17 protein-coding genes and 1 pseudogene are annotated in these 24,002 nt (G+C 49.4%); 16 read left to right on the top strand and 2 right to left on the bottom strand.

Going from position 1 to position 24,002, the window contains the following annotated elements:
• The first annotated feature begins 21 nt into the window (after positions 1-21).
• The 5 genes and pseudogenes from VN24_RS06690 to VN24_RS06670 all read left to right on the top strand — a co-directional run bounded on the left by VN24_RS06690 (position 22) and on the right by VN24_RS06670 (position 5,118).
• Entirely contained in the window at positions 22-966 is a 945-nt protein-coding gene (locus VN24_RS06690) for an ROK family protein (protein ID WP_045669759.1), read from the top strand.
• Positions 911-1,626, top strand: a pseudogene (locus VN24_RS06685) (Gfo/Idh/MocA family protein); the annotation flags it as partial. The gene VN24_RS06690 and the pseudogene VN24_RS06685, both read left to right, overlap by 56 nt.
• Before the next feature lie 85 nt (positions 1,627-1,711).
• Positions 1,712-2,674 (top strand): Gfo/Idh/MocA family protein, encoded by a 963-nt coding sequence (locus VN24_RS06680; RefSeq protein ID WP_045669758.1) that lies wholly within the window; start codon positions 1,712-1,714, stop codon positions 2,672-2,674.
• A gap of 345 nt (positions 2,675-3,019) precedes the next feature.
• Positions 3,020-3,832: an MBL fold metallo-hydrolase gene (locus tag VN24_RS06675; protein WP_045669757.1), complete on the top strand. Its 813-nt coding sequence runs from the start codon at positions 3,020-3,022 to the stop codon at positions 3,830-3,832.
• A 149-nt stretch (positions 3,833-3,981) separates the two neighbouring features.
• Positions 3,982-5,118, top strand: coding sequence for a GNAT family N-acetyltransferase (locus VN24_RS06670; RefSeq protein WP_045669756.1), 1,137 nt, complete (start codon positions 3,982-3,984; stop codon positions 5,116-5,118).
• Between the two features lie 99 nt (positions 5,119-5,217).
• Here VN24_RS06670 and VN24_RS06665 read toward each other — a convergent pair whose 3' ends face one another.
• Together VN24_RS06665 and VN24_RS27655 are read right to left on the bottom strand one after the other, a co-directional pair.
• The gene (locus VN24_RS06665; protein WP_045669755.1) at positions 5,218-6,777 is read right to left on the bottom strand and encodes a DUF4127 family protein; all 1,560 of its coding nucleotides are present in this window, start codon (positions 6,775-6,777) and stop codon (positions 5,218-5,220) included.
• Between the two features lie 430 nt (positions 6,778-7,207).
• A complete protein-coding gene (locus VN24_RS27655) occupies positions 7,208-7,450 on the bottom strand; it encodes a hypothetical protein (RefSeq protein WP_158453659.1) in 243 nt (80 codons plus the stop codon).
• On the opposite strand from VN24_RS27655, the gene VN24_RS06660 reads away from it, so the two are divergent.
• From VN24_RS06660 to VN24_RS06610, 11 genes are all read left to right on the top strand, one after another.
• Positions 7,425-8,624, top strand: coding sequence for an ABC transporter substrate-binding protein (locus VN24_RS06660; RefSeq protein WP_158453658.1), 1,200 nt, complete (start codon positions 7,425-7,427; stop codon positions 8,622-8,624). The two genes, VN24_RS27655 and VN24_RS06660, sit on opposite strands and share 26 nt — an antisense overlap.
• A gap of 378 nt (positions 8,625-9,002) precedes the next feature.
• On the top strand, positions 9,003-11,618 hold the full coding sequence (locus tag VN24_RS06655; RefSeq protein WP_158453657.1) for an extracellular solute-binding protein: 2,616 nt from the start codon (positions 9,003-9,005) through the stop codon (positions 11,616-11,618).
• Between the two features lie 39 nt (positions 11,619-11,657).
• Entirely contained in the window at positions 11,658-12,530 is an 873-nt protein-coding gene (locus tag VN24_RS06650; RefSeq protein ID WP_238590916.1) for a carbohydrate ABC transporter permease, read from the top strand.
• Positions 12,531-12,532: 2 nt separating this feature from the next.
• Positions 12,533-13,399 carry a carbohydrate ABC transporter permease gene (locus tag VN24_RS06645; RefSeq protein WP_045669752.1) on the top strand — a complete coding sequence of 289 codons (867 nt, stop codon included), beginning with the start codon at positions 12,533-12,535 and terminating at the stop codon, positions 13,397-13,399.
• A gap of 20 nt (positions 13,400-13,419) precedes the next feature.
• The gene (locus VN24_RS06640) at positions 13,420-15,477 is read left to right on the top strand and encodes a YIP1 family protein (protein WP_238590847.1); all 2,058 of its coding nucleotides are present in this window, start codon (positions 13,420-13,422) and stop codon (positions 15,475-15,477) included.
• 7 nt (positions 15,478-15,484) lie between these two features.
• A complete protein-coding gene (locus tag VN24_RS06635) occupies positions 15,485-18,037 on the top strand; it encodes a DUF5696 domain-containing protein (RefSeq protein WP_045669751.1) in 2,553 nt (850 codons plus the stop codon).
• 6 nt (positions 18,038-18,043) lie between these two features.
• Entirely contained in the window at positions 18,044-18,946 is a 903-nt protein-coding gene (locus tag VN24_RS06630) for a carbohydrate ABC transporter permease (RefSeq protein WP_045669750.1), read from the top strand.
• A gap of 18 nt (positions 18,947-18,964) precedes the next feature.
• Positions 18,965-19,942: a carbohydrate ABC transporter permease gene (locus VN24_RS06625; RefSeq protein WP_045669749.1), complete on the top strand. Its 978-nt coding sequence runs from the start codon at positions 18,965-18,967 to the stop codon at positions 19,940-19,942.
• 26 nt (positions 19,943-19,968) lie between these two features.
• On the top strand, positions 19,969-21,339 hold the full coding sequence (locus tag VN24_RS06620; RefSeq protein ID WP_045669748.1) for an N-acyl-D-glucosamine 2-epimerase: 1,371 nt from the start codon (positions 19,969-19,971) through the stop codon (positions 21,337-21,339).
• Positions 21,340-21,347: 8 nt separating this feature from the next.
• A complete protein-coding gene (locus tag VN24_RS06615; RefSeq protein ID WP_045669747.1) occupies positions 21,348-22,052 on the top strand; it encodes an N-acetylmannosamine-6-phosphate 2-epimerase in 705 nt (234 codons plus the stop codon).
• 28 nt (positions 22,053-22,080) lie between these two features.
• Entirely contained in the window at positions 22,081-23,982 is a 1,902-nt protein-coding gene (locus VN24_RS06610; RefSeq protein ID WP_045669746.1) for a glycoside hydrolase family 20 zincin-like fold domain-containing protein, read from the top strand.
• The last annotated feature ends 20 nt before the right edge of the window (positions 23,983-24,002 follow it).

Below are 24,002 nucleotides of genomic sequence, written 5' to 3'. Positions count from 1 at the left end.
AAACAGGGAAGGAGAATCGCCATGGAGTATGCGATCGGAGTCGATATCGGGGGAACGAAAATCCAATTTGCGGCGGTCGATCCGAATGGACAATTATTGCACAAGCACCTCGTGCCTACGGAAGCGCAGCTTGGCCCGAATCAAGTAATGGAGAAGTTGAAAGCAGGAATCGACCACATCATTGCCGCGCTTCAGACGGCCGAATCCTACGTCGGAATCGGAATCGGCAGCGCAGGGCAGATCGATTTTCAGGCGGGTACGGTCGTGTTTGCTGGAGATACGCTCCCAGGCTGGACTGGTATGCAGATTAAATCCCATGTGGAGGAGAGATTCCACAAGCCGGTGTACGTCGATAATGATGTCAATGTGATCGCCGTCGCGGAGAAAGTATACGGCGCAGGCCAGGATTACGCCAGCTTTGTATGCCTCGCATTGGGGACGGGGATCGGCGGCGCAATAGTGGAATCCGGCCAGTTGGTACGCGGGGCGTTTGGCGGTGCCGGCGAGTTGGGGCACGTGTCGGTCGATTTCAACGGACCGCGCTGCGGGTGCGGCAATTACGGGTGTATCGAGCTGTATGCATCCGGCACCGGCATCGCCAGATTGGGACGGGAGACGCTTGCGGCAAGCAGAGGGAAGGCAAGCTGGGAGCCGCAGTCGCGGGATATTATTCAAGCTTGGCAGCGAGGAGACCCACTAGCGGGACAAGTAATGGACCAGGTCATTCGTGCGTTAGGTACTGCAGTAGCCGGATTTATCCATTCATTTAATCCTGAAGCGGTCATTCTTGGAGGCGGCATGTCGGAAACGGGTCTCTTATTTTTCGAAGCGCTGGACAATGAAGTGCAAACGCGGACATCACCAGGCATGAGGAAAGCTTGCCGGCTTCTTCCTGCCTATGTCGGCGCAGATGCAGGCGTCATCGGGGCGGCCGCTCAAGTATGGCACTACAGAGGCAACAGATAAAGAAGTGTACAATGGAGAGGTTGGTGCGGAATCGATTTCAGAGGTTCATTTTAGCGCATACGGCAATCACCCTGAAGTAAAGCTTTACGCAGTTTGCGAATTGAACGAACAACGGGCTAAGGCGAAAGCTGAGAAATATAGGGCTGTAAAAGTATATACCGACTATGGGAACTGCTTACTGATCCCGCTGTCGATGCCGTCAGCATCTGTATTTGGAACAATTCGCACGCGGAAATCAGCATCGCTTCACTTGAAGCGGGCAAAAATGTGCTGGTGGAAAAGCCGCTCTGCCAGACAGTCGAGGAAGCGGAACGCGTCCAGGAAGCCGTCTGTAAGAGCGGTAAACTGCTGCAGGTCGGCTTCGTTCGCCGTTACAGCTCGACACGAAAATCGTGAAACGTTTCCTCGAAGCGGGAGATTTGGGGGAAATCTATTACGCGAAAGCGACTTGTCTGCGCCGATTGGGCAATCCAGGCGGTTGGTTCGCCGACAAGGAGCGTTCCGGTGGCGGCCCTCTTGATCGACCTGGGCGTACATATCATCGACTTGTGCTGGTACTTAATGGGGAAACCGAAGGTAAAGTCGGTAAGCGGCAACATGTACAACCGACTCGGAAATCGAGCCAATGTTCAAAATCTTTCATTTTATAAAGCTTCCGACTAAGGTTCGGTGCATATCAGCAGGGAAAAGTCGACAAAGTTCAATACTGGTTCAATGATTTGACATCACAGAAAGGGGTTTATTCATGAATAAGCTGAAGATTGGATTTATCGGCGTCGGTGGCATCGCAAAAGTTCATGCCGGACAGCTGCAGGCGCTGGAAGATGTAGAAATCGCCGCGATTGCGGATCCAAATGAATTGGCCGTAAGGCAGTTCGCGGACACGTTCAAGGTGCGGGACGTCCGCAGTTATAGAAGCCATATCGATATGCTGAAAGACGGCGGATTGGACGCAGTTGTCATCTGCTCGCCGCATACGCTGCATTTCGCCCAATCCACGGATGCGCTGAGCGCAGGCTGCGATGTGCTGATCGAGAAACCGATGACGTGCACGTCGGAGGAGGCCGAACGGCTGATCCAATTGGCCGACGAGAACGGCAGGCTGTTGCAGGTATCCTACCAACGGCATTTTCAGCCGGAGTTTATTTATATTCGCGAGGCGATTACAAGCGGGGTTCTCGGCAAGCTGACGTCTGTCAACGCTACACTGTATCAGGATTGGAAGGTGTCTCAAACCGGTACCTGGAGGCAAAATCCGGCACTGTCGGGCGGAGGCATGCTGATGGATTCCGGCAGCCATATCATCGACGTTCTACTCTGGACAACGGGAGAGTTGACGCCGTTGGAGGTGAAGGCTACCCTGGATAACCACGGGGCCCCGGTGGAGATCGACTCCTTCACTGGGATCCGCTTTGCGGAAGGGGTTGTCGCCGCGCTTAACATTGTCGGACACGTGCCCGGTTATCGGGAATTCTATTCGTTCTGCGGGGATCAGGGCGTTCTGTATCTTGATAACGGCCGTATCGAAATCTACCGGTATGACGGTACCGTCATCCGGCCTGATCTGCCTGAAAAAACGACGAATTCGGACCAAAGCTTCGTGGACGCCCTCCGGGGCAAGCAAGAAATTCCGGTTCCCGGCGCCTACGCGCTGCAAGTCGTTCGGTTGACCGAAGCGATTTACCGTTCCGCCGGATATCAGCCTTAATAAAAAAACGCAAATGGGAGCGGGAAGGTGGGATACCTGTCGCCTGCTTCTGTGCATGTAACAATTTCATTATGGAAGACGAGCAAAGCCGGCGCGATGAATTGAAAGAAGTAATCGATGCCATCGCTCGAAAATCACGGTCTGTTCGCCGGACGGAGCGACCAAGTGATCGATATTATCGGGAAAGTGGCTCTAGTACGCTCCGAAGCACATTCGTTACGGGGAATTTTTTGCTGGTCGGCCAAAATTCGAACGATGCGATTGATGAATTGAAGCCGTACGTGAAGCATGTCCATGTAAAAGACTTCGTAAAGGTGGACAAGGCGTTATAAGGAGGGCTCGACATTGAAAATTCATTTTCTGGGAACCTCTGCCGCTGAGGGCTTTCCCGCATTGTTCTGCAGGTGCTCGCATTGCTTAAAGGCGCGGGAACTGAGCGGCAGGAACATCCGCACGCGAAGCTCCGCTATATTCGATGATACGCTGAAAATTGATTTTCCACCTGACACCCTCCACCATGTGCTGCGTGATGGTCTGGACCTCGGGCTTGTGAAGGATCTTTTCATTACCCATACGCACCTAGATCATCTGTGGGCGGAAGACCTCGGTATGCGGCTTCCGGTTTATGCGCATGGACTGGATCATCCGCTGCATATCTACGGGCATGATGCGGTCGTCCGCAAGTGCCGGGATGCGATAGGCTGGCCCGGTGACGAGTTTATCGCCGTCCGGCGGATCGTGCCGTTCGAAACCGTTGACACGGGGACGGCCGTCGTGACGGCGCTGCCTGCCAATCACGATCCTGAGGAAACCTGTTTACTCTTCTTTATCGAGAAGGATGGCAAAAATGTCTTCTACGGCCACGACACGGGGCTGCTGCCGGAGGACACTTGGGCGTGGCTTGCAAACCGGAAGCTCGACCTCGCCATCTTGGACTGCACGAACGGAAATCTTCCGTTTACTGGCGGTCATCTCAATATCGAAGCCGTTCTCGGGATCCGTGACCGCCTGCGTAACGAAGGGATTCTTCAAACCGGGGGACAAACGGTAGTCACCCATTTTTCCCATAATATCGGTTTGCTTCACGAGGATTTGACGGCCATATTTGGTGCTGAAGAAATTACGGTCGCTTATGACGGCATGGTGCTGTATATCTAAGGAGTGGAAGAATAGGGAGAGGAGATCGTTATCGTTAAAGCTTATCGATCAAATTTTTCCATATTCCTCTTCCAGAGTATAACAATGTATGGGAACTCCTCACTTTCATGCTTCCCCAGACCTTATCGATTGGAGTGAAGGTTAGAGATATGGCGATTGTTCGTATGCTGGTAAACGACGAAATGAAAGAGGCGATCCGCCTGTCGGATGCAACATTCCGGGATGCGGAGCAGCCTTCAATGGCGGGTACGTTCCCGTTCATATTTTCCGACTCGGCGCTGCATGTATCCTTCGGGGCTTTCAAGGATGGGGAACTTGTTTCGTTCATGGGTCTCGTTCCTTGGATCATCCGGATCGGGGAAGCCCGATTGCGAGTTTTCTCACTTGGTTCGGTATGCACGCATCCGGATGCCAGGGGTCGTGGAATCGCAAGCGAAGTTCTGCGCCTAGTGTACGGTTATATCCGGCGAGCCGGCGCTTCACTGCTCCTCGTTTCGGGATATCGTACGCTTTATACGCGAACGGGCTGTGCTCCTTTCGGGCGAATCCGCCGATACACTATAGACGAGCTGACGGCTGAAAGCTTTCCTGGTTTCGAAGGATCGGCCTCTCTGAAAGTCAGGGAAATGGAGCCTGCTGATATTTACGCTTTGAATGAGACAGCTTCGTCTCGCAGCGTCCGCTATGAACTCGGCGTGGGCGAGCTGGCTTCCCTCATCAAAGCGGAGGCGCTCGCAAGCTGCATGAAGATGAAGCACCGGGTACTGGTGGCGGAATACGGAGGGACTGTGACGGCGTTTACGGTCATAGGCGTGCCGTTCGATCCGGAGCGTCATGGCATCGTCCTGGAGCAAGCGGGGGACCCGGAGGCAGTCGTTCGGCTAATCTTGAATGCCGTCAAGCGGTTTGGTTTGAAAGGCCTTGATTTCCCCGTTCCTTGGCACGAGACTGAACTGCATTCCAGACTGGCCGGCGTGACGTCTTCGGTAGAGGATCATTTGGGAACGATCCGAATCGTTGATGGCGAGTTGCTTCTCGCCCAGCTTCGGCCATGGCTCGATCAGAAGAATTCCGGGGCGTCCGGCACAATCGGCCTGGAGCAGAAGGATGACGGGAGCTGGCTGCTGAAGGCGGGACAGAATGGATTAGCTTTAACTTCGAAGGAAATGACCCGCTTGCTGTTCGATTGCGCTAGCGCTGAGGATCCGAAGCCGGAAGGAACTGCTTTCCTGAAGGAACTGTTCCCGGTTCCGTTTCCGTATACCGCTGGATTGACTTATATTTAAATATTTCAGAATATCCTGAATGCAAATGAAAGATGGGGCTGTTCCCGAAAGGTCGTTAATGACCTTAGGGACAGCCTCATCTGCATGAATCCGAAGCTTCTAATCAGCCTCGATGCTCAGGTCGAATCCGACCTCGAACAACCGCTTCCAGGGAAGCTCGACATGCTCCAGTCGAATTCGCGTGGGACGTAAGTCTTGCAAATACTGTTCGATGAACGCTGCCATTTTGCTGCGGATCAAATCCGATACCTGATCGTGAATGGCGGCGATATCGAAATAGTTGCCGCCGAGCACCTCCAGATGGTTCTGGGCGATCTCCGTACGGATGATGGCTTGATAACCCCAGTCTTCCAGCAGACGGGACAGATAGAACGATTCGCTGTTCCGTGCACGCTCCGGGTTACGATACCCCTCCGTGTTACGATAGTAGGATTCCACGATCGCATGGGCAATAACCGTGCCCAGTGTATTACCGGAGGTGTTCCATGCAGCGTAAGCGGATAAGCATGGCAGCAGTCCCGCTGCGGACAGCAGCTTCATAAGCAGCTCGTCGGAGCCGTTGCAGGTCGCGACATCGGCGAGCGCGACCATAGCGCCTTTGTTCGCGTAGCGGCGGATTGCCTGGGCAAATTCCCGGATATTCACCTCCGAGAAGTAGGCGGCATGTCTCTCACCGAAGCTTTGCGGCGCCTCTGCCATGTCGTACTGACCGACAGGGGGCGAGTTGACCATGAGTACGAAATCGGCCTCCGCAGCATGATCGCTTATGAATCCTCCTGCTGCGGTAATCTGGCATTTAAGGCTTTCCCCCAGGCTTCGGTCCTCGTATTTCGGTATAACGAGGGGGCCGGCGGTCGATGAATAACGGATGTTTATTTCCGGTTGATAGTTTTTGATTTCGCAAAAAACGCGCGCGAACAACGTGCTTCCGATTTCGTCCGCACCGGGATACAGGTGTACACGGTCCAGGAGCCGGTGTTCCTCTACTTGGAGCAGCAATTGACGCTGCTCGGAGGAGGAGTAGCCATATTTGGCGTTGTCGTCCAACGGAATAATAAGGAAATCGATCGCCCCTTCCTTTGTTAAATCGACCGCCATCTTATTTACCGTCGTGTTGATCCGGCGGCGTCCAATGAAATCCTGAAGCACCGGTTGGGGCAGCGTGGATAGAATCTGTTCCCATTCCAGCATTTCCCCTTCGGTCAAGCCCTCCCGCGCCTGCTTGTCCTGAAGCCAACCGTACCGTGCCAGCTGGAACCCGTATTCCGCATAGTAATCGGGTTCTTCATCATTGCTGCAATATGAGGGGGCGCGCATGATGAGGTTAAACGCGTAAATCCGCAGCTTAGGATTCCTTTTCTTGAACTCGATGATCGTTTGCAGGCGTTTACGGCATTCCTCCACAGAGAGACGGTGGAGTCTGGAAGGGACGATACCGCCATAGACGAGCGTATCCAAGGATACTATCAGTACGTCTGCATGGGCGGTCTTCTCCAATAGCCAATCGGCAATGGCCGCGGTGTCGGCGGGGAGTTTCTTTTCTCCAAGAATGGCTCTCGGCGGTGCGATCAGCTCTAGATCTGAAGCAGCTGCGATTTGCAATGGGAATTTGGCGTTACAGGGTCTCTCATCTAAAGGAAGGTAGACGATAGGGGGCATGCGGAAATCCTCCCGGTTTTTTCTCCAATTATAACATACGTTCTGGACTAAATATCCAAAAATATGTTCAATAAAGAATAAATATTTTGAAATTGCACGGATACTGTCATAATGAAAAGCAATAAATATTGGAGGTTACATTCACCAATAACGAACAGTATGAATCATAGCCCCAATAAAAACCCGTCGATCACCAAGCAGGTCAATTGTAACATATCCCAATCGTACATTTGCATCAGCTTATCCAATAAATCCTGCAATATTTTATTTTAAAAAAGAGAAAAACTTCTTCAAAATAAAAATAAGTATTGAATATATTATCCTAAAATGATACTATCCAAAATATAAGATATGTAAAGTTACTTAACATAAAAAGCTGCATGATTATAGGGGTGATGAGCGAACCCGGTTCGCTTACGAGAATGGTTAATTAATTTAACAAAATATCAAATTTTTGGAGGGATCGTAAAATGAGCAAAATGAAGGGGTTCCAATTGATTTTAATGGCCTTAATGCTGGTATTTGTTTCGGCTTGCAGCAGTTCTAACAATTCCACAACTAACAAAACCGAGAGTAATCCTCCGACAACCTCAGAACCAACAGCAACCCAATCCGAATCGCCGGAGCCGGAAGAGCCGGCCATCGATATGAACGGTGAGACGCTTAAAATCATTCATTGGACTCCCGGACCATCGGAAGACACGCCGGAAGGCGCTCTGACCCTTGCAAGATGGAGGGAGCTGGAGAAAAAATATAACGTGAAAATCGTATATGAAAAAGTACCTTGGGGAGAACCTCTCAACATGGTGACCAACGCGGCGCTTTCCGGTGAATCTGTAGGGGATATCGTAGCGCTGGACTTATACTTCGCGATTCCGGCGATCAACCAAGGGCTCTTCATGCCGGTTGACGATTTCTTTAACTTCGACGATCCGAAATGGCCGAAAGGCATGAAAGATTACGGCAAAGTGAACGATAAAATGTACGGATTTACATCAAACAACAATACAGCGTCAGGACTTTATTACAACAAAACCTTGTTCGAACGTGAAGGACTGCCGGATCCCCACGATTTGATCGCGCAAGACAAATGGAATTGGGACACTTTCCTCGATATCGCCAAAAAAGCGACGAAAGATACTGACGGCGACGGAGTAATTGATCAATACGGGATTACCAGTGTTGCCGGGAATTTGATGCGGATGATAATTCACTCCAACAGCGGTTCGATCATTGAGAAAAAAGACAACAAATATGTACTGTCTACCGATAATCCCAATACCCTCGAGGGGCTACATTTCTACAGCGATTTGTTCAATGTGCACAAAGTCGTAGCACCTAACAAGCATGAGAACTTCGAGGATTACAACGATTCCCAAACGTTGTTCAGCAGCGGTAAAGCGGCCATGGTTACCGGCGAGCTTTGGGAAGGTTCGCAAAGAACGACCATGACGGACGAACAAGGATTCGTATACTTCCCTAAAGGCCCGAAAAGAACGACCTGGCAAGGAAGCATTGAAAACTATGTCCAGTTCTACATTCCGGCGAATGTAAAGAGAGCGAAAGAAAAGGCATATATTTGGGAACAAATGCAGTTGTGGGACAACGTCGCGAAAGTAAACCGTGAAGAAGCGGAAAAACAGTTGTTGGCGGATGAAAAAGACATTGAAGTTATGCTGGATGTTACGAATTATTCCGAACCCGTCTTCCTGCCGCTTAACAATATGTTTGGTGATTACGCCTTTTCCATCGCAAATAGGGGAGAGTCTCCGGAGACGGTGCTGGCAAGAATCAAGCAGACGGCCCAGGAAGGAATAGACCAGAACCTGAACAACGTCAAACCATAAAAAACTTTCATCTTGAAACATTTTACTTGACTCTGGGGAACCCCTTCCGGGGATCCCCCTCCTATTATTACGGATCATCTAGTGATGAGAATGGGGGTTCGCGTGCGAAAAATATTCAGACGCAAGAAGTTCGCGGCCGTTTGCCTTGTTACCTTGGCCGTATGTTTAACATTCGTTAACATCATACGTACGAACCTTACGTCGGCCAGCGGATATATATTGGAACCCGTAAAGAATTCGGACATTTCAACTAATCAGAAGTCACACCAAGCTTCCGTCGGAAACCGCTATGAACATTACATAACGCGTTATTCCAATGAAACGCGCCCCCAGGTTACGAAGCTCATTGAAGCGGAAACATTTGCCGCAGCTGACGGAATGCAAACCAAAAAACTTGATTCTTACCAGGGTTCGACCAGTGCTGTGGTATACACGGAAGATACCGGATCCATCTATTGGGACATCCAAGTGCTGGAAGACGGTTTGTATCATATCGGGCTGCGTTACTTTCCGGTGGAAGGCAACAGCTCCCCGATCGAAAGAGAATTGTTGATCGACGGCGTCACCCCTTTCGATGAAGCGGCTCGGCTCGTATTTTCCCGCGTATGGCGCAATGAATTGCCCGAAGTGGAGCGCGATTCCAGGGGAAATGATTTAAGACCGAGGCAAATTGAAAGTCCGGAATGGGAAGAAGTCGTTTTAAGTGATTCGGAAGGATACTATAAAGAACCTTTTTCATTTTATTTTTCCAAAGGCAATCATCGAATTACGCTGGCTTCTCTTAGAGAACCGTTGATTATAGACTACTTGAAACTTTTTCAGGAAGAAAAGACCCCTTCTTACCGGGAAGTGGCTCATACCTATGACAAACTTGGCTATCAAGTGACGAAAGATGCCATCGTCAAAATCCAGGCCGAGAAAGCGATATTGAAATCCAATCCTTCGTTGTATCCAATGAACGATCGTTCAAGTCCAGGTACGGAACCTTATGATGTTTCCAAAATCAGAATGAACACGATCGGAGGCGTTAACTGGAAAGTACCAGGTCAATGGATTACCTGGGAAGTCGATATCCCCAAGGACGGCCTGTATCAGTTGGGCTTTAGATACAAACAGAATACGGTCAGAGGGATCAATGTCGTCAGAAAGCTTTATGTGGATGACCGAGTACCATTTAAAGAAGCGGAAGCAATTCCGTTTAGATATGACGGAGCGTGGCAGCTTGGAATGCCCGGCGAAAACGGCGAACCGTATTTGTTCTATTTAACTGAAGGAAAGCACCGGATCAAAATGGAGCTCACGATGGGTGAATTGTCCGATATCATTCGGATGATTCGGTCCAGTATCCAACAATTGAACGCTTTGTACCTTAAAATCATCATGCTCACTTCGACCGTTCCCGATCCATTCCGGGATTATGAACTCGAACGGAAAATTCCCGAGCTGGAGACGGTGTTTCAAGAGCAGAGCGATCTGCTGGCCATGGCGGCGGATCGGATGGATGAGATGGTTGGAGGTACCAGCGGAAGTACGACGATTCTCCGAACGACTTCCTATCAACTGAAGGATTTAGGGAGCCGTCCGGAGACGCTTACATCCCGCCTGAAACAATTCAAAGACAATGTCAGTGCTTTGGGGACATGGCTATTGACGGTCAACCAACAGCCGCTTGAGATCGATTACTTGTTCTTTAAATCCCCGAACGTCCCGGCACCGGAAGTAAACACGGGAATGATGGACAGAGCGGCGCATGAAGTGATGTCCTTTTCAAAATCGTTTTCCGAGAATTACAACACTGTAAACGCAGAAAAGAGAGGTGTCAATGACATTTCCGTATGGATCGCAGCAGGCAGGGATCAGGCACAGTTGTTGCGCTCAATGATTGACAATTCGTTTGTGCCGCAAACCGGCATCAACGTTAATTTGCAGCTTGTCAATCCGGAAGTTATCCTGCCTGCGACATTGGCCGGCAAAGGCCCCGATATTGCGTTGACGATGGCGGACGTGGTGAATTTTGCAATGCGCAGCGCGCTCCAGGATTTGTCGGAGTTTCCCGAGTTTGACACGGTCAAGCGGCGGTTCATGGACAGCGCTTTTGTCAGCTTTACCTATCAAGACGGGGTATATGCGATTCCGGAAACGCAGTCGTTTCCGATGCTGTTCTACAGAAAGGACATCTTGGAACAATTACATCTCGACGTTCCGCAGACATGGGAAGATATGTACCGGATCATTCCGGAATTGCAAAAACATAATATGGAAATTGCTATGCCTTCGAATATTTTGTTCGAAACGATGCTATACCAAAGCGGCGGACAATTCTATCAAAAGGACGGCATCGCCACCGATTTGGATTCGGCGGTCGGAATGGACACGTTCCGGAAGTGGACGGAATTGTATACCAACTACAAATTGCCTTTGGAATTCGATTTTATCAATCGCTTCCGGACGGGAGAAATGCCGGTCGGCATCGCGGATTATACAACTTACAACTTCTTGACTGTATTTGCTCCGGAAATCAGAGGAATGTGGAATTTTGCTCCCCTTCCGGGAACAAAGGATACGGACAATACCCTGCATCGTGAGACTTTGAGTACGACGACCGGCACGGTTATGTTCAAGAACGCGAAAAATAAAAAAGCGGCGTGGGAATTTATCAAATGGTGGACAGACACCGAATCGCAATTGACCTACGGACGCGAATTGGAGGCGATTCTCGGTGAATCTGGCAGATATGGTGCCGCAAACCTTGAAACGCTGAGCCGCCTGCCATGGTCTGCCCGAGAGTTGAAACAGCTGATGGGCCAATTTCAATGGGTTGTGGGAAGACCGGCCGTTCCCGGCGGGTATTCGCTTGACCGTCACCTGAACAACGCTTTTTACGAGGTTTATAATGGAGGCAGCGAACCGCGTGAGACACTGGAAAATTACGTGAGGACCATCAATCAGGAGATTACGATCAAACGCAATGAATTCCATTTGCCAACAAAGTAGAAAGGGGGGCTTCTCTTGCTCAGTCAAACCTGGAACGAAATGAAGAAAAGCAGGGCAATCTACATGATGATCGCCCCCTACTTTCTGATCTTTTTCACATTTACGGTTCTACCCGTCATCTTATCGGTTCTCGTCAGTTTCACCAACTTCAATATGCTTGAGTTTCCGGAATGGGTCGGATGGAGAAATTACGCCCAATTGTTCGTGCGTGATGACGTGTTTCTGATTGCGGTGAAGAATACTTTGATCTTTGCCGCAATTACAGGTCCTGTGAGCTATATTGCCTGTTTTGTGCTGGCCTGGATCATCAACGAACTTCCTCCCAAGATCCGGGCGGTTGCGACGCTAGTGTTTTACGCACCCGCATTGTCCGGCAATGCATTTATCGTCTGGACTCTGTTGTTCAGCAGTGACTCTTACGGATATGTCAATGCTTTTTTGCTGAAATGGCATCTTACCATGGAACCGATTCTGTGGTTGAAAGACCCGAAATATATTATGACCATCATCATCATCGTACAGTTGTGGCTTAGTCTCGGCACCAGTTTTCTCGCATTTATTGCGGGACTGCAAAGTATGGACAAGACGCTGTACGAGGCCGGCGCCATTGATGGTATACGAAACCGTTGGCAGGAGTTGTGGTTCATTACCCTTCCTTCCATGAGGCCGATGCTGATGTTCGGTGCGGTGATCCAGATTACAGCTTCTTTTGCGGTGGCAGAAGTGGCGGTAACGCTGGCTGGTTTCCCAAGCGTTCAATACGCTGGGCACACGATCGTAACGCATTTAATGGATTATGGCTCCATTCGCTTCGAGATGGGATACGCTTCATCGATCGCGACGGTCATGTTTGCGATGATGCTCGGGACGAACCTATTGGTTCGAAAGATGCTTTCGAAGGTAGGTGAGTGACGATGACCGGCATTAGAACAAAGAGATTAAGCCGTTCCTGGGCCGGCGACCTGATACTGTTTGCTCTGCTCGCCGCCGTTGGATATTTTATGGCGTTGCCGCTTATCTATGTGATCAACAACGCGTTTAAACCGATTAATGAAATCTTGAAATTCCCCCCGGATTTTTTTGTGCGCAATCCGACCTTGAACAATTTCACGGATCTGTACTATTTGCTTGCGGGATCGTGGGTTCCTTTTACACGCTATATATTCAATACTTTCTTCATCGTGATTATCGGGACAGCAGGTCACGTTCTAATCGCTTCCATGGCGGCTTACCCGCTCGCGAAACGCAAGTTTCCCGGGAAAGGGATACTTTTTGCCATCGTTGTGTTTTCATTGATGTTTTCCGCTACGGTAACGCAAATCACCAACTATATGACCATCTCATGGCTTGGTCTACTGGATACGTATTGGGCGGTCATCATTCCGGCGATCGGTTCATCGCTTGGACTTTATCTCATGAAGCAGTTTATGGAGCAGGTTCCGGACGCGCTGATCGAGGCGGCTCAAATCGACGGCTGCAGCGAATTCCGAATCTTTTGGAATATCGTCATGCCGATCGTCAAACCTGCTTGGCTTACACTAGTCATCTTCTCATTTCAAGGTTTATGGAACGCTGGGGGCGCAGCAGGCGCGATTTATATTTACAGTGAGCAATTGAAGACTATCGATTATGCACTTGGCCAAATATTGGCGGGTGGAATCATACGGACAGGGCCTTCCATGGCAGCGACATTGCTGATGCTGTCAGTTCCGATCCTGATCTTCGTCTTATCACAAAGCAGTGTGATCCAAACGATGTCAACCTCAGGCATGAAAGAATAACCGGAAAGGGGAGCTTTATATTGAAACGATTACGAATCATGATGCTGCTCTTTCTGCTGTTGTCAAGCATTGCAGGCGTTGCAGTTCCGGCATCGGCCGCTCCCTACGAAGGCTACAACTATTCCTGGTGGGGCGATCCCGAGCCGGCTCCCGTTCCGTACTTGCCGTCAGTTCAAATCGGAGGCGAACAGCTTTCCATCGGTTCCTTCAATGCTCCGGATGACTTGTTTATTACACCGAACGGAACCATATATATCGTGGATACCGGCAACAACCGCATCGTCATTTTGGACGATAATTGGAAACTGATTCGAATCATCTCTTCTTTTGAGAACAATGGGACGAAGGATGGATTTTCACGCCCGCAAGGTATATTTGTAGATCAAGAGGGCTCTGTCTTCGTGGCCGATACCGGCAACAAACGGATTGTCGAATTGACGGAGGAGGGCAGATTAGTCAGAGTGATCGGTGCTCCGGTGGCGGATGTTCTGAGTGCCGGATTCGTATACGAACCGATCAAGCTGGTTGTCGATTCGGCAAACCGGCTGTATGTTGTCGGAAAAGGTGTGTTCGACGGCATTATGCAGTTTGACTCCGGGGGGAAATTTGCCGGCTTTATAGGCGTTAACAAAGTCAAATTTAATCCGGTCGATTTATTTTGGAAACGGGTGTCGACCGCGGAACAGCGCTCGAAATTGGAGTTATTTATTCCCGTCGAATTCAATAATGTCGATATCGACAGCGAAGGATTCATTTATGTGACGACGAGCGAAAAATTTTCGGATCAACCCGTCAAACGTTTGAACCCATCTGGCGCAGATGTCCTAAAGCGGGCCGGCTATTTTCCGCCCAAGGGAGATATACGATTCATCACAGGCGGAACAAGAGGGGGGACTTCGTCGATCCTCAGCGTCGCGTACGACAGCTACGGCATATACAGTATTCTGGACGGCACCAGAGGAAGAATTTTCACTTACGACCGGGAAGGCAAGCTGATGTACATCTATGGTCTGCTTGGAGAGCAGGTAGGCACATTCAAGACGCCGGTCGAAATTGATATGCTCGGAGATCGGATGGTTGTACTGGATAAAGGATTGAACCAACTCGTCGTGTTTGAACCGACGCGATACGGCAAGGTCATCCGGGATGCGGTCATACACACCGATACCAGCGAAGAAGATAAGGCTGTTGCAGAATGGCAGGAAGCATTGAAATTAAACAACAATCTGGAAATTGCCTATTTGGGGATTGGAAAAGCGGAGCTGAGGCAGGGCAACAATGCTGAGGCGATGAAAAACTTCAAACTCGGCATGCACCGTGAATATTATTCGCGGGCATTTGAGAGATACCGGAAAGATTTCATGTGGGAAAATTTCGGAAAGATTGCATTGTCGCTTCTTCTTGGAATCACCTTGCTGATTGTTGCCGCACGAATGATCAAAGTGAGGACAGCCGAACCCGGAGTGATCGGAATGGCGTGGCATACGATCTTCCATCCGTTTAAGGGATTTTGGGAGTTGAAGTTTGAGAATAAAGGGAAGGTATGGTTCTCGCTTCTTCTATTACTTGTCCTTTCCTTGCTCTATGCTTTGAAGCGACAGTATACCGGTTTTATTTTCAACCCAGGCGTCGATCAGGTTGTAAACATCTTTAACGAAATCAAATTCATCGTTCTGCCGTTTTTCCTATGGTGTGTCGCCAATTGGTCGTTAACGACGCTGATGGACGGGGAAGGCAAATTCAAAGAGATTTTCGTGGCCAGCGCATATGCGCTCATTCCAATTGTACTGATGCAAATTCCTCTGATATTGCTATCCAATGCCATTACGATGCAGGAAGGTTCGTTTTATCGTTTGTTAGAATCGATCGGATTCCTTTGGTTTTTCGGTCTTCTCTTTGTGGGCATGCTCACCGTTCATCAATACAGCGTCTCGAAAACGATCGTCACGATGGTTTTGACGATCATCGTGATCGGAATCGTCGTTTTTCTCGGTTTGTTATTCTTCAGTTTGGCCCAGCAAATGCTGTCATTCGTCACGACTGTTTTTAAAGAAATCATGTTCAGAATCGGGGAGTGATAACAACTTGACGAAGCATCAAAATCGGTATTTGGCGGTATTGTCTCTGCTGCTTGTCATGGTCATGGCCTCCGCCTGTTCCGGCGGGCCGGATCAAATTGCCGTTATGACCGAAACACCAACGGAAGCGGAAAGCGGCAATCCAGATCCCGGCTTGAAGGCGTTATCCTCCCTGAACAATGTGGCACCGAAACTTCCCGGCTTGGAACCGGTTCTGGAAAACGACAGTATGCGTTTGCATATCAGCCGGGAAACAGCGGAAATTGCCATTCTGGATAAGCGGAGCGGACAAGTGTGGCGATCCAATCCGGAAGGAATACAGGAGGACTCATTGGCGAGTCCGTATTTGAAAGGGAAATTGTCTTCGCAGATCTCGTTCGTTTACCTGACCCAAAACGGGCAGAACAAAAATTACGATAGTTACAACGACAGCGTAAAGTACAAGCAGTTTAAAATTGTGACGACGGACAGCGGAGTGTCGGTTACTTATCATTTCGGAAATCCTGAAAAAGGCCTCGAAAGCATGCCGCTGAAAATCAGCAAACAAAGATTCGAAGAACTGTTGAACCGTCTGGAAGATAAGGATGACAAGGATCAACTGTCGATTCGATTCAAGTTCAATGAGGATCAAAATGTCTACGAACGGCGTGAAATTCCCAAAGCCGTTGTAAAAAAACTGCTGGGGATATTTGAGAAAATGAAGTACTCCGAAGAAGATTTGGCCATCGACAATCAAGAGAACGGTGTGGGAGGGGCTGTCGAATCCGCAAATCCAAAGTTTACCGTAACGATCCAATACACATTGAACGGCGATCAATTGATCGCATCGGTTGATACCGCAGCCATGGAAGAAACAACGCCGCCGTATCGCATCCATTCCATCAGCTTGCTGGAAAACTTCGGCGCGGCAGGGAAGAAGGATGACGGGTATATTTTTCTGCCGGACGGCTCGGGCGCCATTATCCCGTTCAATAACGGCAAAAAACTGGCCCAGCCTGTTTTGCTCCAGTTATATGGTGAGGACGGCTCGATATACGTCAGTGAAAAATTCAATGAGTTGGAGCCAGTCAGGCTGCCTGTTTTCGGTATTAAGAAAAATGACGCGGCTTTCTTGGCCATCATCGAGAAAGGAGACGCGCTCGCCAGACTGTCCGCCGATATTAGCGGAAGGCTGCACGAGTACAACACCGTATCCGGACAGTTTATCATTTTGCCTAAAGACGAAGTTCGTCTAAGTAAAAATGAGATCTTATTCAAGACCCCCAGGAAGACCTATAATGGCCAACTGCAAATCCGTTACGCCTTCATTAACGGAGATCGGGCGAACTATTCGGGTATGGCGTCAGTCTACCGCTCTTATTTGGAAAAAACTTATGCCATGAAAAAATTGCAGCCGGAGGGAGACACGCCTTTCTATCTTGAACTTACCGGCAGCGTGCCGAAAGAGAAAGATTTTCTTGGTATCCCCTACGAGTCTCTTGTACCGCTCAGCGATTTCGAACAAACGAAGAAACTCATCGAATCCTTAAACAACAATGAAATCCGGAATGTCCAGGTCAATTATAAAGGTTGGTTCAACGGCGGTTTGTACCACGATTTTCCTTCCAAAGTGCAAATGGACAAAGTATTGGGCAGCAGGGAAGAGTGGGAGAGCGTGGCCAAACAGCTTCAGCAAAGCGGAGGAGGACTTTATCCTGACGCGGCTTTTCTGCAGGTGTACCATGATTCCGCCGGATTCAACCCATCCAAAGATGCGTCGCAATACATATCCCGCCGATATGTCCAAGTTTTTGAATATGACCGCGCGGCTTTTTTCAAACATTATGAGTTGTTTTCACATTACCTGTTAACTCCCGGCAAGTTGGCATCCACTGTAGACGGTTTCCTTTCGGAATATCGGAAGGTGAATCCTGGCGGGATCTCCCTTCGTGATTTGGGAGCGCAAGTGCATTCCGAGTTTCGGTGGAATAAGGAAATATCCAGAGAAGAGACGAAGCGCATTGCAACGGATCAGGTGAAGCGAATTCGCAAGGAAGTGCCGAACATCATGGCGAGCGGCGGAAATGCTTATGTGCTGCCTTATGTATCACATCTGTTGAACGTTCCCCAAAAGAGTAATGGATTCCAACTTGCCGGGGAATCCGTACCGTTCTATCAAATGGCGGTTCACGGATACGTTGAATATGCGGGTACACCGTTCAATCTTGCGGATGACCAAGATATTCGCGTGAACGTTCTCCGTTCGATAGAAACAGGCTCCAATGTGTATTTCAGCTGGATTTGCGAAGATCCTTCGGTATTAAAGGATACAAAATACAGCTATCTGTTTTCTAGCCATTACAAGCAATGGTTCGATGAAGCCGTCGATGCCTATAAGGAAGTGAATGCCTTTTTGAAGCAGGTACGCGGCCAAGCGATTACTTTGCACGAAAAATTGGCCGAAGGCGTGTTCAGAACACAGTATGAGAATGGAATAAAGGTGACCGTTAACTATAATGATAAAGCGGTCGTCATTGACGGCAAAACGATTCAAGCGCGCGATTATGATGTGGAGATGTGATGCGAAATGTGGAAGAGAGGAACGCTTAGCTTGGAACGCAAGAAAGCGATGTACGGAATATTGTTCATCTCGCCTTGGCTTCTTGGCTTTATATTGTTGATGGTCATTCCTTTTTTTCAGTCACTGCTATTCAGCTTTCATAAACTATCACTCACATCAGACGGTTACACATTGGAGAATGTGGGATTCGCAAACTATCACAACGTCTTTTTTGTGGATCCCTGGTTTATCCGCAGCTTGACGGAAGCTGTCTCGAACATGGCCTTGAACCTTCCCCTCATCATCTTTTTCAGTTTGTTTACCGCCACGCTGCTATCCCAAAAATTCAGAGGAAGGATGTTTGCCAGGGCGATCATATTCCTTCCGGTTGTCTTGGCCTCCGGCGTCATTGCCAAACTGGACAACGGAAATTTCTTGGCACAGTTTATCGGTTCCGCGACTAGCGATTTGGAGGGAAACTATTCCGGCTTGAAAAGCGTTGAGCTGCGTCCGCTTCTCCTTCAAGCCGGGATGAGTATTGAAGTCGTCAATTATTTGACAGGAGCCGTAGACCGAATCTATCAAATCATCAGCAAGTCGGGGGTACAGATATTGATTTTCCTTGCGGGTCTTCAATCAATCTCTCCTTCGTTGTACGAGGCAGCCAAGATTGAGGGAGCAACGGGCTATGAGGCATTTTGGAAAATCACGTTTCCGATGATTTCGCCGCTCTTATTAACCAATACGATTTATACCATCATTGACTCCTTTTACAATAATGGCGTGACCCAAATGATTCAGGATACCGCGTTCACGAGATTGGATTTCGGAATCAGCGCGGCGATGTCCTGGGTATATTTTGTGATCATTTCAGCCATACTTGGCGTTTCGACGTATCTGATTTCAAAACGTGTATTCTACTACGATTGAGCGGGGGTGAAATGGGACATGAAAGTATTCGGTGTTGTTAACGCTACGGCGCAAGCCGCGGTCCATTGGTACAATCGGTATAATCCGGTTGAGAAAGCAAAACATTGGTTATGGGTCATCACCCGAACCGTCCTTATTTTCGGCATATGCTTTATTATTCTATACCCGATCCTAACCAAGATTTCTATCGCCTTAAGGGACAAGCAAGATATGTTCGATGCGACGGTCGTCTGGATCCCTCGCCATTTCACCTTGGAGAATCTCGAAACGGTCATCGGGTACCTCAAATACTACGAATCCGTGACAAACACGCTATGGTTAAGCCTGGGTACCTCCATCCTTCAATTGATCTCCTGCGCCCTTGCCGGGTACGGTTTTGCTCGATTGAAATTTTGGGGGAGCCAATATTTATTTGCGATCGTGATCCTTACGATCGTCGTTCCTCCGCAAACGATCATGGTTCCGACCTACTTGCATTATCGTTTTTTTGACGTCTTCGGAATTTATGAAATGTTTACCGGAAACAGAGGAGTGAATTTGCTTGAAAGTTTCTGGCCGTTTTTCATCTCTTCCGCAATGGCGAGTGGATTGAAGAATGGACTGTATATTTTTATTTTCCGGCAGTTTTTCCGCTCGCTTCCGAAAGAACTGGAAGAAGCCGCGTATGTCGACGGTGCGGGTGTGTTCAAGACGTTTGCCAGGGTCATGCTCCCAAACTCGGTCCCGGCGATCGCCACAGTGATGTTGTTCTCCTTCATCTGGCAATGGAATGACAGTTATTTCGTCAACTTGTTCGCACCGAACGCCACTTTATTGGCAAGATCGCTTGATCTTTTGCCGGGTGTTATCCGTCCGGAGTATGTCGGAGGCGTCTCCCATACGTCACTGTATCTCAACACCGGCATGCTGTTGGGCATTTTGCCGATTTTCATTCTTTATTTATTCGCCCAAAAATATTTTATTCAAGGTGTGGAAAGAACAGGTGTTGTCGAATAAAAACTGTAATAGAGGAGTGGCCGCCTTTGACTTTTTCCCCGAATCAAGCGCTTTACGGCCCAAGCATCCAAATCGATCCCTTATTTCCTTATTATCAGCAGCGATCGGAAGACAGCATCGCAGAGGAAATCGAATGGGCCGGGTACCGGAACGTCCACTATTTTGTGGTCAATGAGAATGTGGTGAATCGATCCTTAATCGACGCGTTTCATAAAAGGGGCATGTCGGTATGGGCCATGGTGATTGGCAACGGAACGTTCTCGACCGAGCGATTTCCGGACGAATGGCCATCTTGGCAAATGGAGCTCTTAAAAGAAACGAGCGACGGATTTTGGCGGCTGTCCCCGTTCAGCAGCGAATATGTTCAGTGGAAAAAGTCCGCAATGGCAAAATTGGTAGCTGAGTACCCATTCGACGGAATCGAAATCGCCGAGCCGTATTTTCCGGAGTGGGGAGGGATCGAGAGAGGGGTATACGGGGACATCGGCCCATTGGCCCGACGCGAATTTCGGGAGCGCTTCGGTCTTGAAATGCCGGACTTTCGAAACCCGGATTTCCCGGATTACTACAAGAAAAATCCGGATACGTACGAAGCTTGGATCAGGTTTCGAGTCGATGCGGTCAACGGATTTATTAATGAAATGATCAACGGTATAGGAGGAGTGCGTGAGACAAGGCCGGACATTCTGGTAGCCACATGGTCGTTGGCGGTCGATGCCGGCCCGGATTCCGTAAAGCTTCTTAAGGAGGATCAGGGTCTGGATGCACCATCAATGATCGCCAAAGTTCGCCCGAATATTCATTATTTGCAAACGCACTGGCCTGACTGGGGACGCGGAGATCTTCCAGCCGATTATGTGAAAAATTATCGGCCTTTTATTGATCAAATCCGAAGCCAATTTCCTGAAATTCCTCTTGCGGTTCAAGCGGATATCGGTTCCTCGAAAACCATGATCAAGAGTGGGGACTGGTTGAACCGTTTTATCGCTGCGGCGGAGGACCTCGGTTTCGCGTCATGGACCGCATACGAATATCACATTGGTGGATACATGTACGACACCCGCCCCGAGCCTGTCAACTGGTCAAGGAAAGGCAAACACAACATCGTTATTTCTTTTAATAAGCGGGTGGACGTAAACTCGGCCGCGAATTCGGCCAACTATACAATTCTGGAAAACGGACGCGAACGGATTGCGGATTGGAAATCGATCACCGTAGACGGCAACCGGATTTTCCTTGAGTCGGAACAGCTTCCGGAAGGGACGTTCGAGATTGAAATCCGGCACATTCTGGATACGCCGGATCGATGGTTATACAAGGATAGACGGGCGAACTCCGTTCTTGAAGGAACGATGATGAGCTTTTCCGGGATCACAAATTCATTCATTGAGAAATAGGTGAAGCTATGAATCATAGTCTGATTTCTAAACTGAAGCACGGGTTTATCGTATCTTGTCAGGCGTTGGAGGATGAACCGCTGCACGGTTCACACATCATGGCAGCGATGGCTTGCGCCGCGGAAGAAGGCGGAGCGGCGGCTATAAGGGCCAATTCACCGGTAGATATCTATCAAATCAAGCAAAAGTGTTCATTGCCTGTCATCGGAATTTACAAGAAATTTTATGACGATTCGAAAGTGTATATCACCCCGACGATTCACGAAGTTCGCGAAGTCGTGGAGGCGGGCGCCGATTTTGTCGCATTGGACTGCACGAAGCTTTCCAGGCCGGGCAAAGAAAGATTGGAGGATCTGATCGACCGGATCCGTAGCGATTATCCGCAAACTTCGATTGTCGCCGATATTTCAACGTATGAAGAAGGGGTTCGAGCCATTTCACTTAAAGTAGATCTCATCTCCACCACGTTGTCCGGATATACGCCGCACAGTCCGCAGCTGGAAGATCCGGATATCGAACTGGTCGGCAGATTGGCATCGCTCGGCAAAGTACCCATTTTGGCGGAAGGGAGAATCTGGATGATCGAACAATGCCTGCGCTGCTTTGATGCGGGTGCGCATGCGGTGGTCATGGGTACGGCCATCACACGACCACAGGAAATCGTCAAACGTTACGTCCGGAAGGTACGATCCCATGTCGGATCAAGCAGCTAATCCAAACGCACAAGGTGACATGATGAACATGAACGAGGGTTCCCTTTCGTCCAATGACTGGCCTCTTGTTCCTTACCCCAAACACATCATTCGAACACAAGGCGCGTTCGATCTTGGGAACGGAGGCATCGTATACGAAGCTTACGATGCCGGTGCCGCGTTTATGGCGGAGCATATTTCAAGCCGCTGCGAGGAAGTCAGCGGCTGCAGGCCGCATATCGGAATCGCAGGAACGCATTTTCCCACCCCCGTAACCTATGAATGGGACAATTCACTAGCTGAAGAGGCCTATCAGCTTAGTATTCGTCCGGATCGGATCGCGATAATCGCATCCGCCAAGCGAGGCAGATGGTATGGCGCCATGACGCTTTGCCAACTAATCAACGCAGACGGGACCGTGCCCTGCATGGAAATCGAGGATAAGCCCGACTTTCGGATTCGGGCAATTTCCGACGATATTTCACGCGGCCAGGTGTCGACGTTGGAGCACTTTAAGCGCATCATTCGATTTTGTTCGGAATATAAGATCAATACCTATTTCTTATATATCGAGGATCTGTTCAGATTTCAAAAAAATCCAAGAATCGGCATCGGAAGAGGCGGGTTGACCGCGGATGAGATCCGGGAGCTGGCAGAATACGCGAGGGACCGGTTTGTGGATCTCTCTCCGCTGTTCGAAAGCCTCGGACATCAGGATCAGATGGTCAAGATGCCTGAATACGGCGAGTTCCGCGAGGGCGAGGGGTCCTTCTCCTTTGCCCCGGCCGACCCGCGTACACTCCGCTTGATGGAAGATTTCTACCGGGAGCTGGCCGGTGCTTTCAGCAGTCCGATTCTATTCGCGGGATTGGACGAGACGACGGACATCGGTTCGGGCAGGAGCAAACCCATATTGGACAAATTTGGACATGCCAAAGTATACGCTGACTACTACAACGGACTGAACCGGATTGCCAAGAGTCTGGGCAAACAGCTTTGGATTTACGCGACGCTGGCGATCGATTATCCGGACTCTCTGGACTTGATCGACAAAGACATCGTCATGGTTAATTATACGTTTTCAGGGCCGGGCAGCGGGGACGCCTGGTGGGACAATTTGTACACATATATGCCTATCGTGATCGAAAAAGGATTCACGGAAGTCGTTAGTCCTAGCATTATCAATTGGAAACGCATGTTTCCGGATTACACCTGGGGGTACGGCACGACCGCTGCTCTGAACAAGGAAGGGATCGAGCACGGCTGCATCGGCTCCATGAACGCTTCCTGGGCGGATGACGGAGGCGAAAATTTCCGCGAATACAATTGGTATGGATACGGATTTCAAGCGGAAATGTCGTGGAACGCGCGCAAGCCGGTGGAACAAGGTTTGTTCGCTGCAAGGTTTGGGGCCGCCTACTTTGGTCCAGGCCGGGAACATCTGGGAACGGCCTTATGGCATTTGGGGAAAGTGGAAACCGACTATTCCTTCGGGACTTTCGAGACGCTGTACGGCGGCAAAATATTCATAGAGCCGTTCGTGAGAGAGTTGGGAACCGCGCAGAAAGCAAAAGAATCGTTGGACGCCTTCCGTCAACTTTGGTTTCAAAATGAGTCTAGGCTGTCAGTTTCGAGAAACGCCGAAAACCTGCAGTATATTGATTTTGCATACCGCCGTGCGCGATTCGTGACAGAACTGCCCTTTCGGAGCAACCGCCTGCTTACGCTTTTCGATGAGTGGAAAAGAAAGGGCGAGGAGAAACTGCGAACGGAAGCGATGAACGAGCTGGAACAGCTTGCCCGGCAAATGAAACAATTTCGATACGAGTTCGAAGCACTATGGAGAAGATCGTGCCGGATCGAAGGCATGGACTACAACCTGACCCGAATGGACGGTTTTGTTCACAAGGTGGAAAAAATGAAAGAGCAATGGCATGGAGATCGAACGTGAAATGAGGCAAACTATCTGAA

Source organism: Paenibacillus beijingensis (genome assembly GCF_000961095.1).
Classification (GTDB): domain Bacteria; phylum Bacillota; class Bacilli; order Paenibacillales; family Paenibacillaceae; genus Paenibacillus_O; species Paenibacillus_O beijingensis.
Note: the sequence above shows the minus strand (reverse complement) of the source record. Positions and strands in the feature narration are given on the sequence as shown.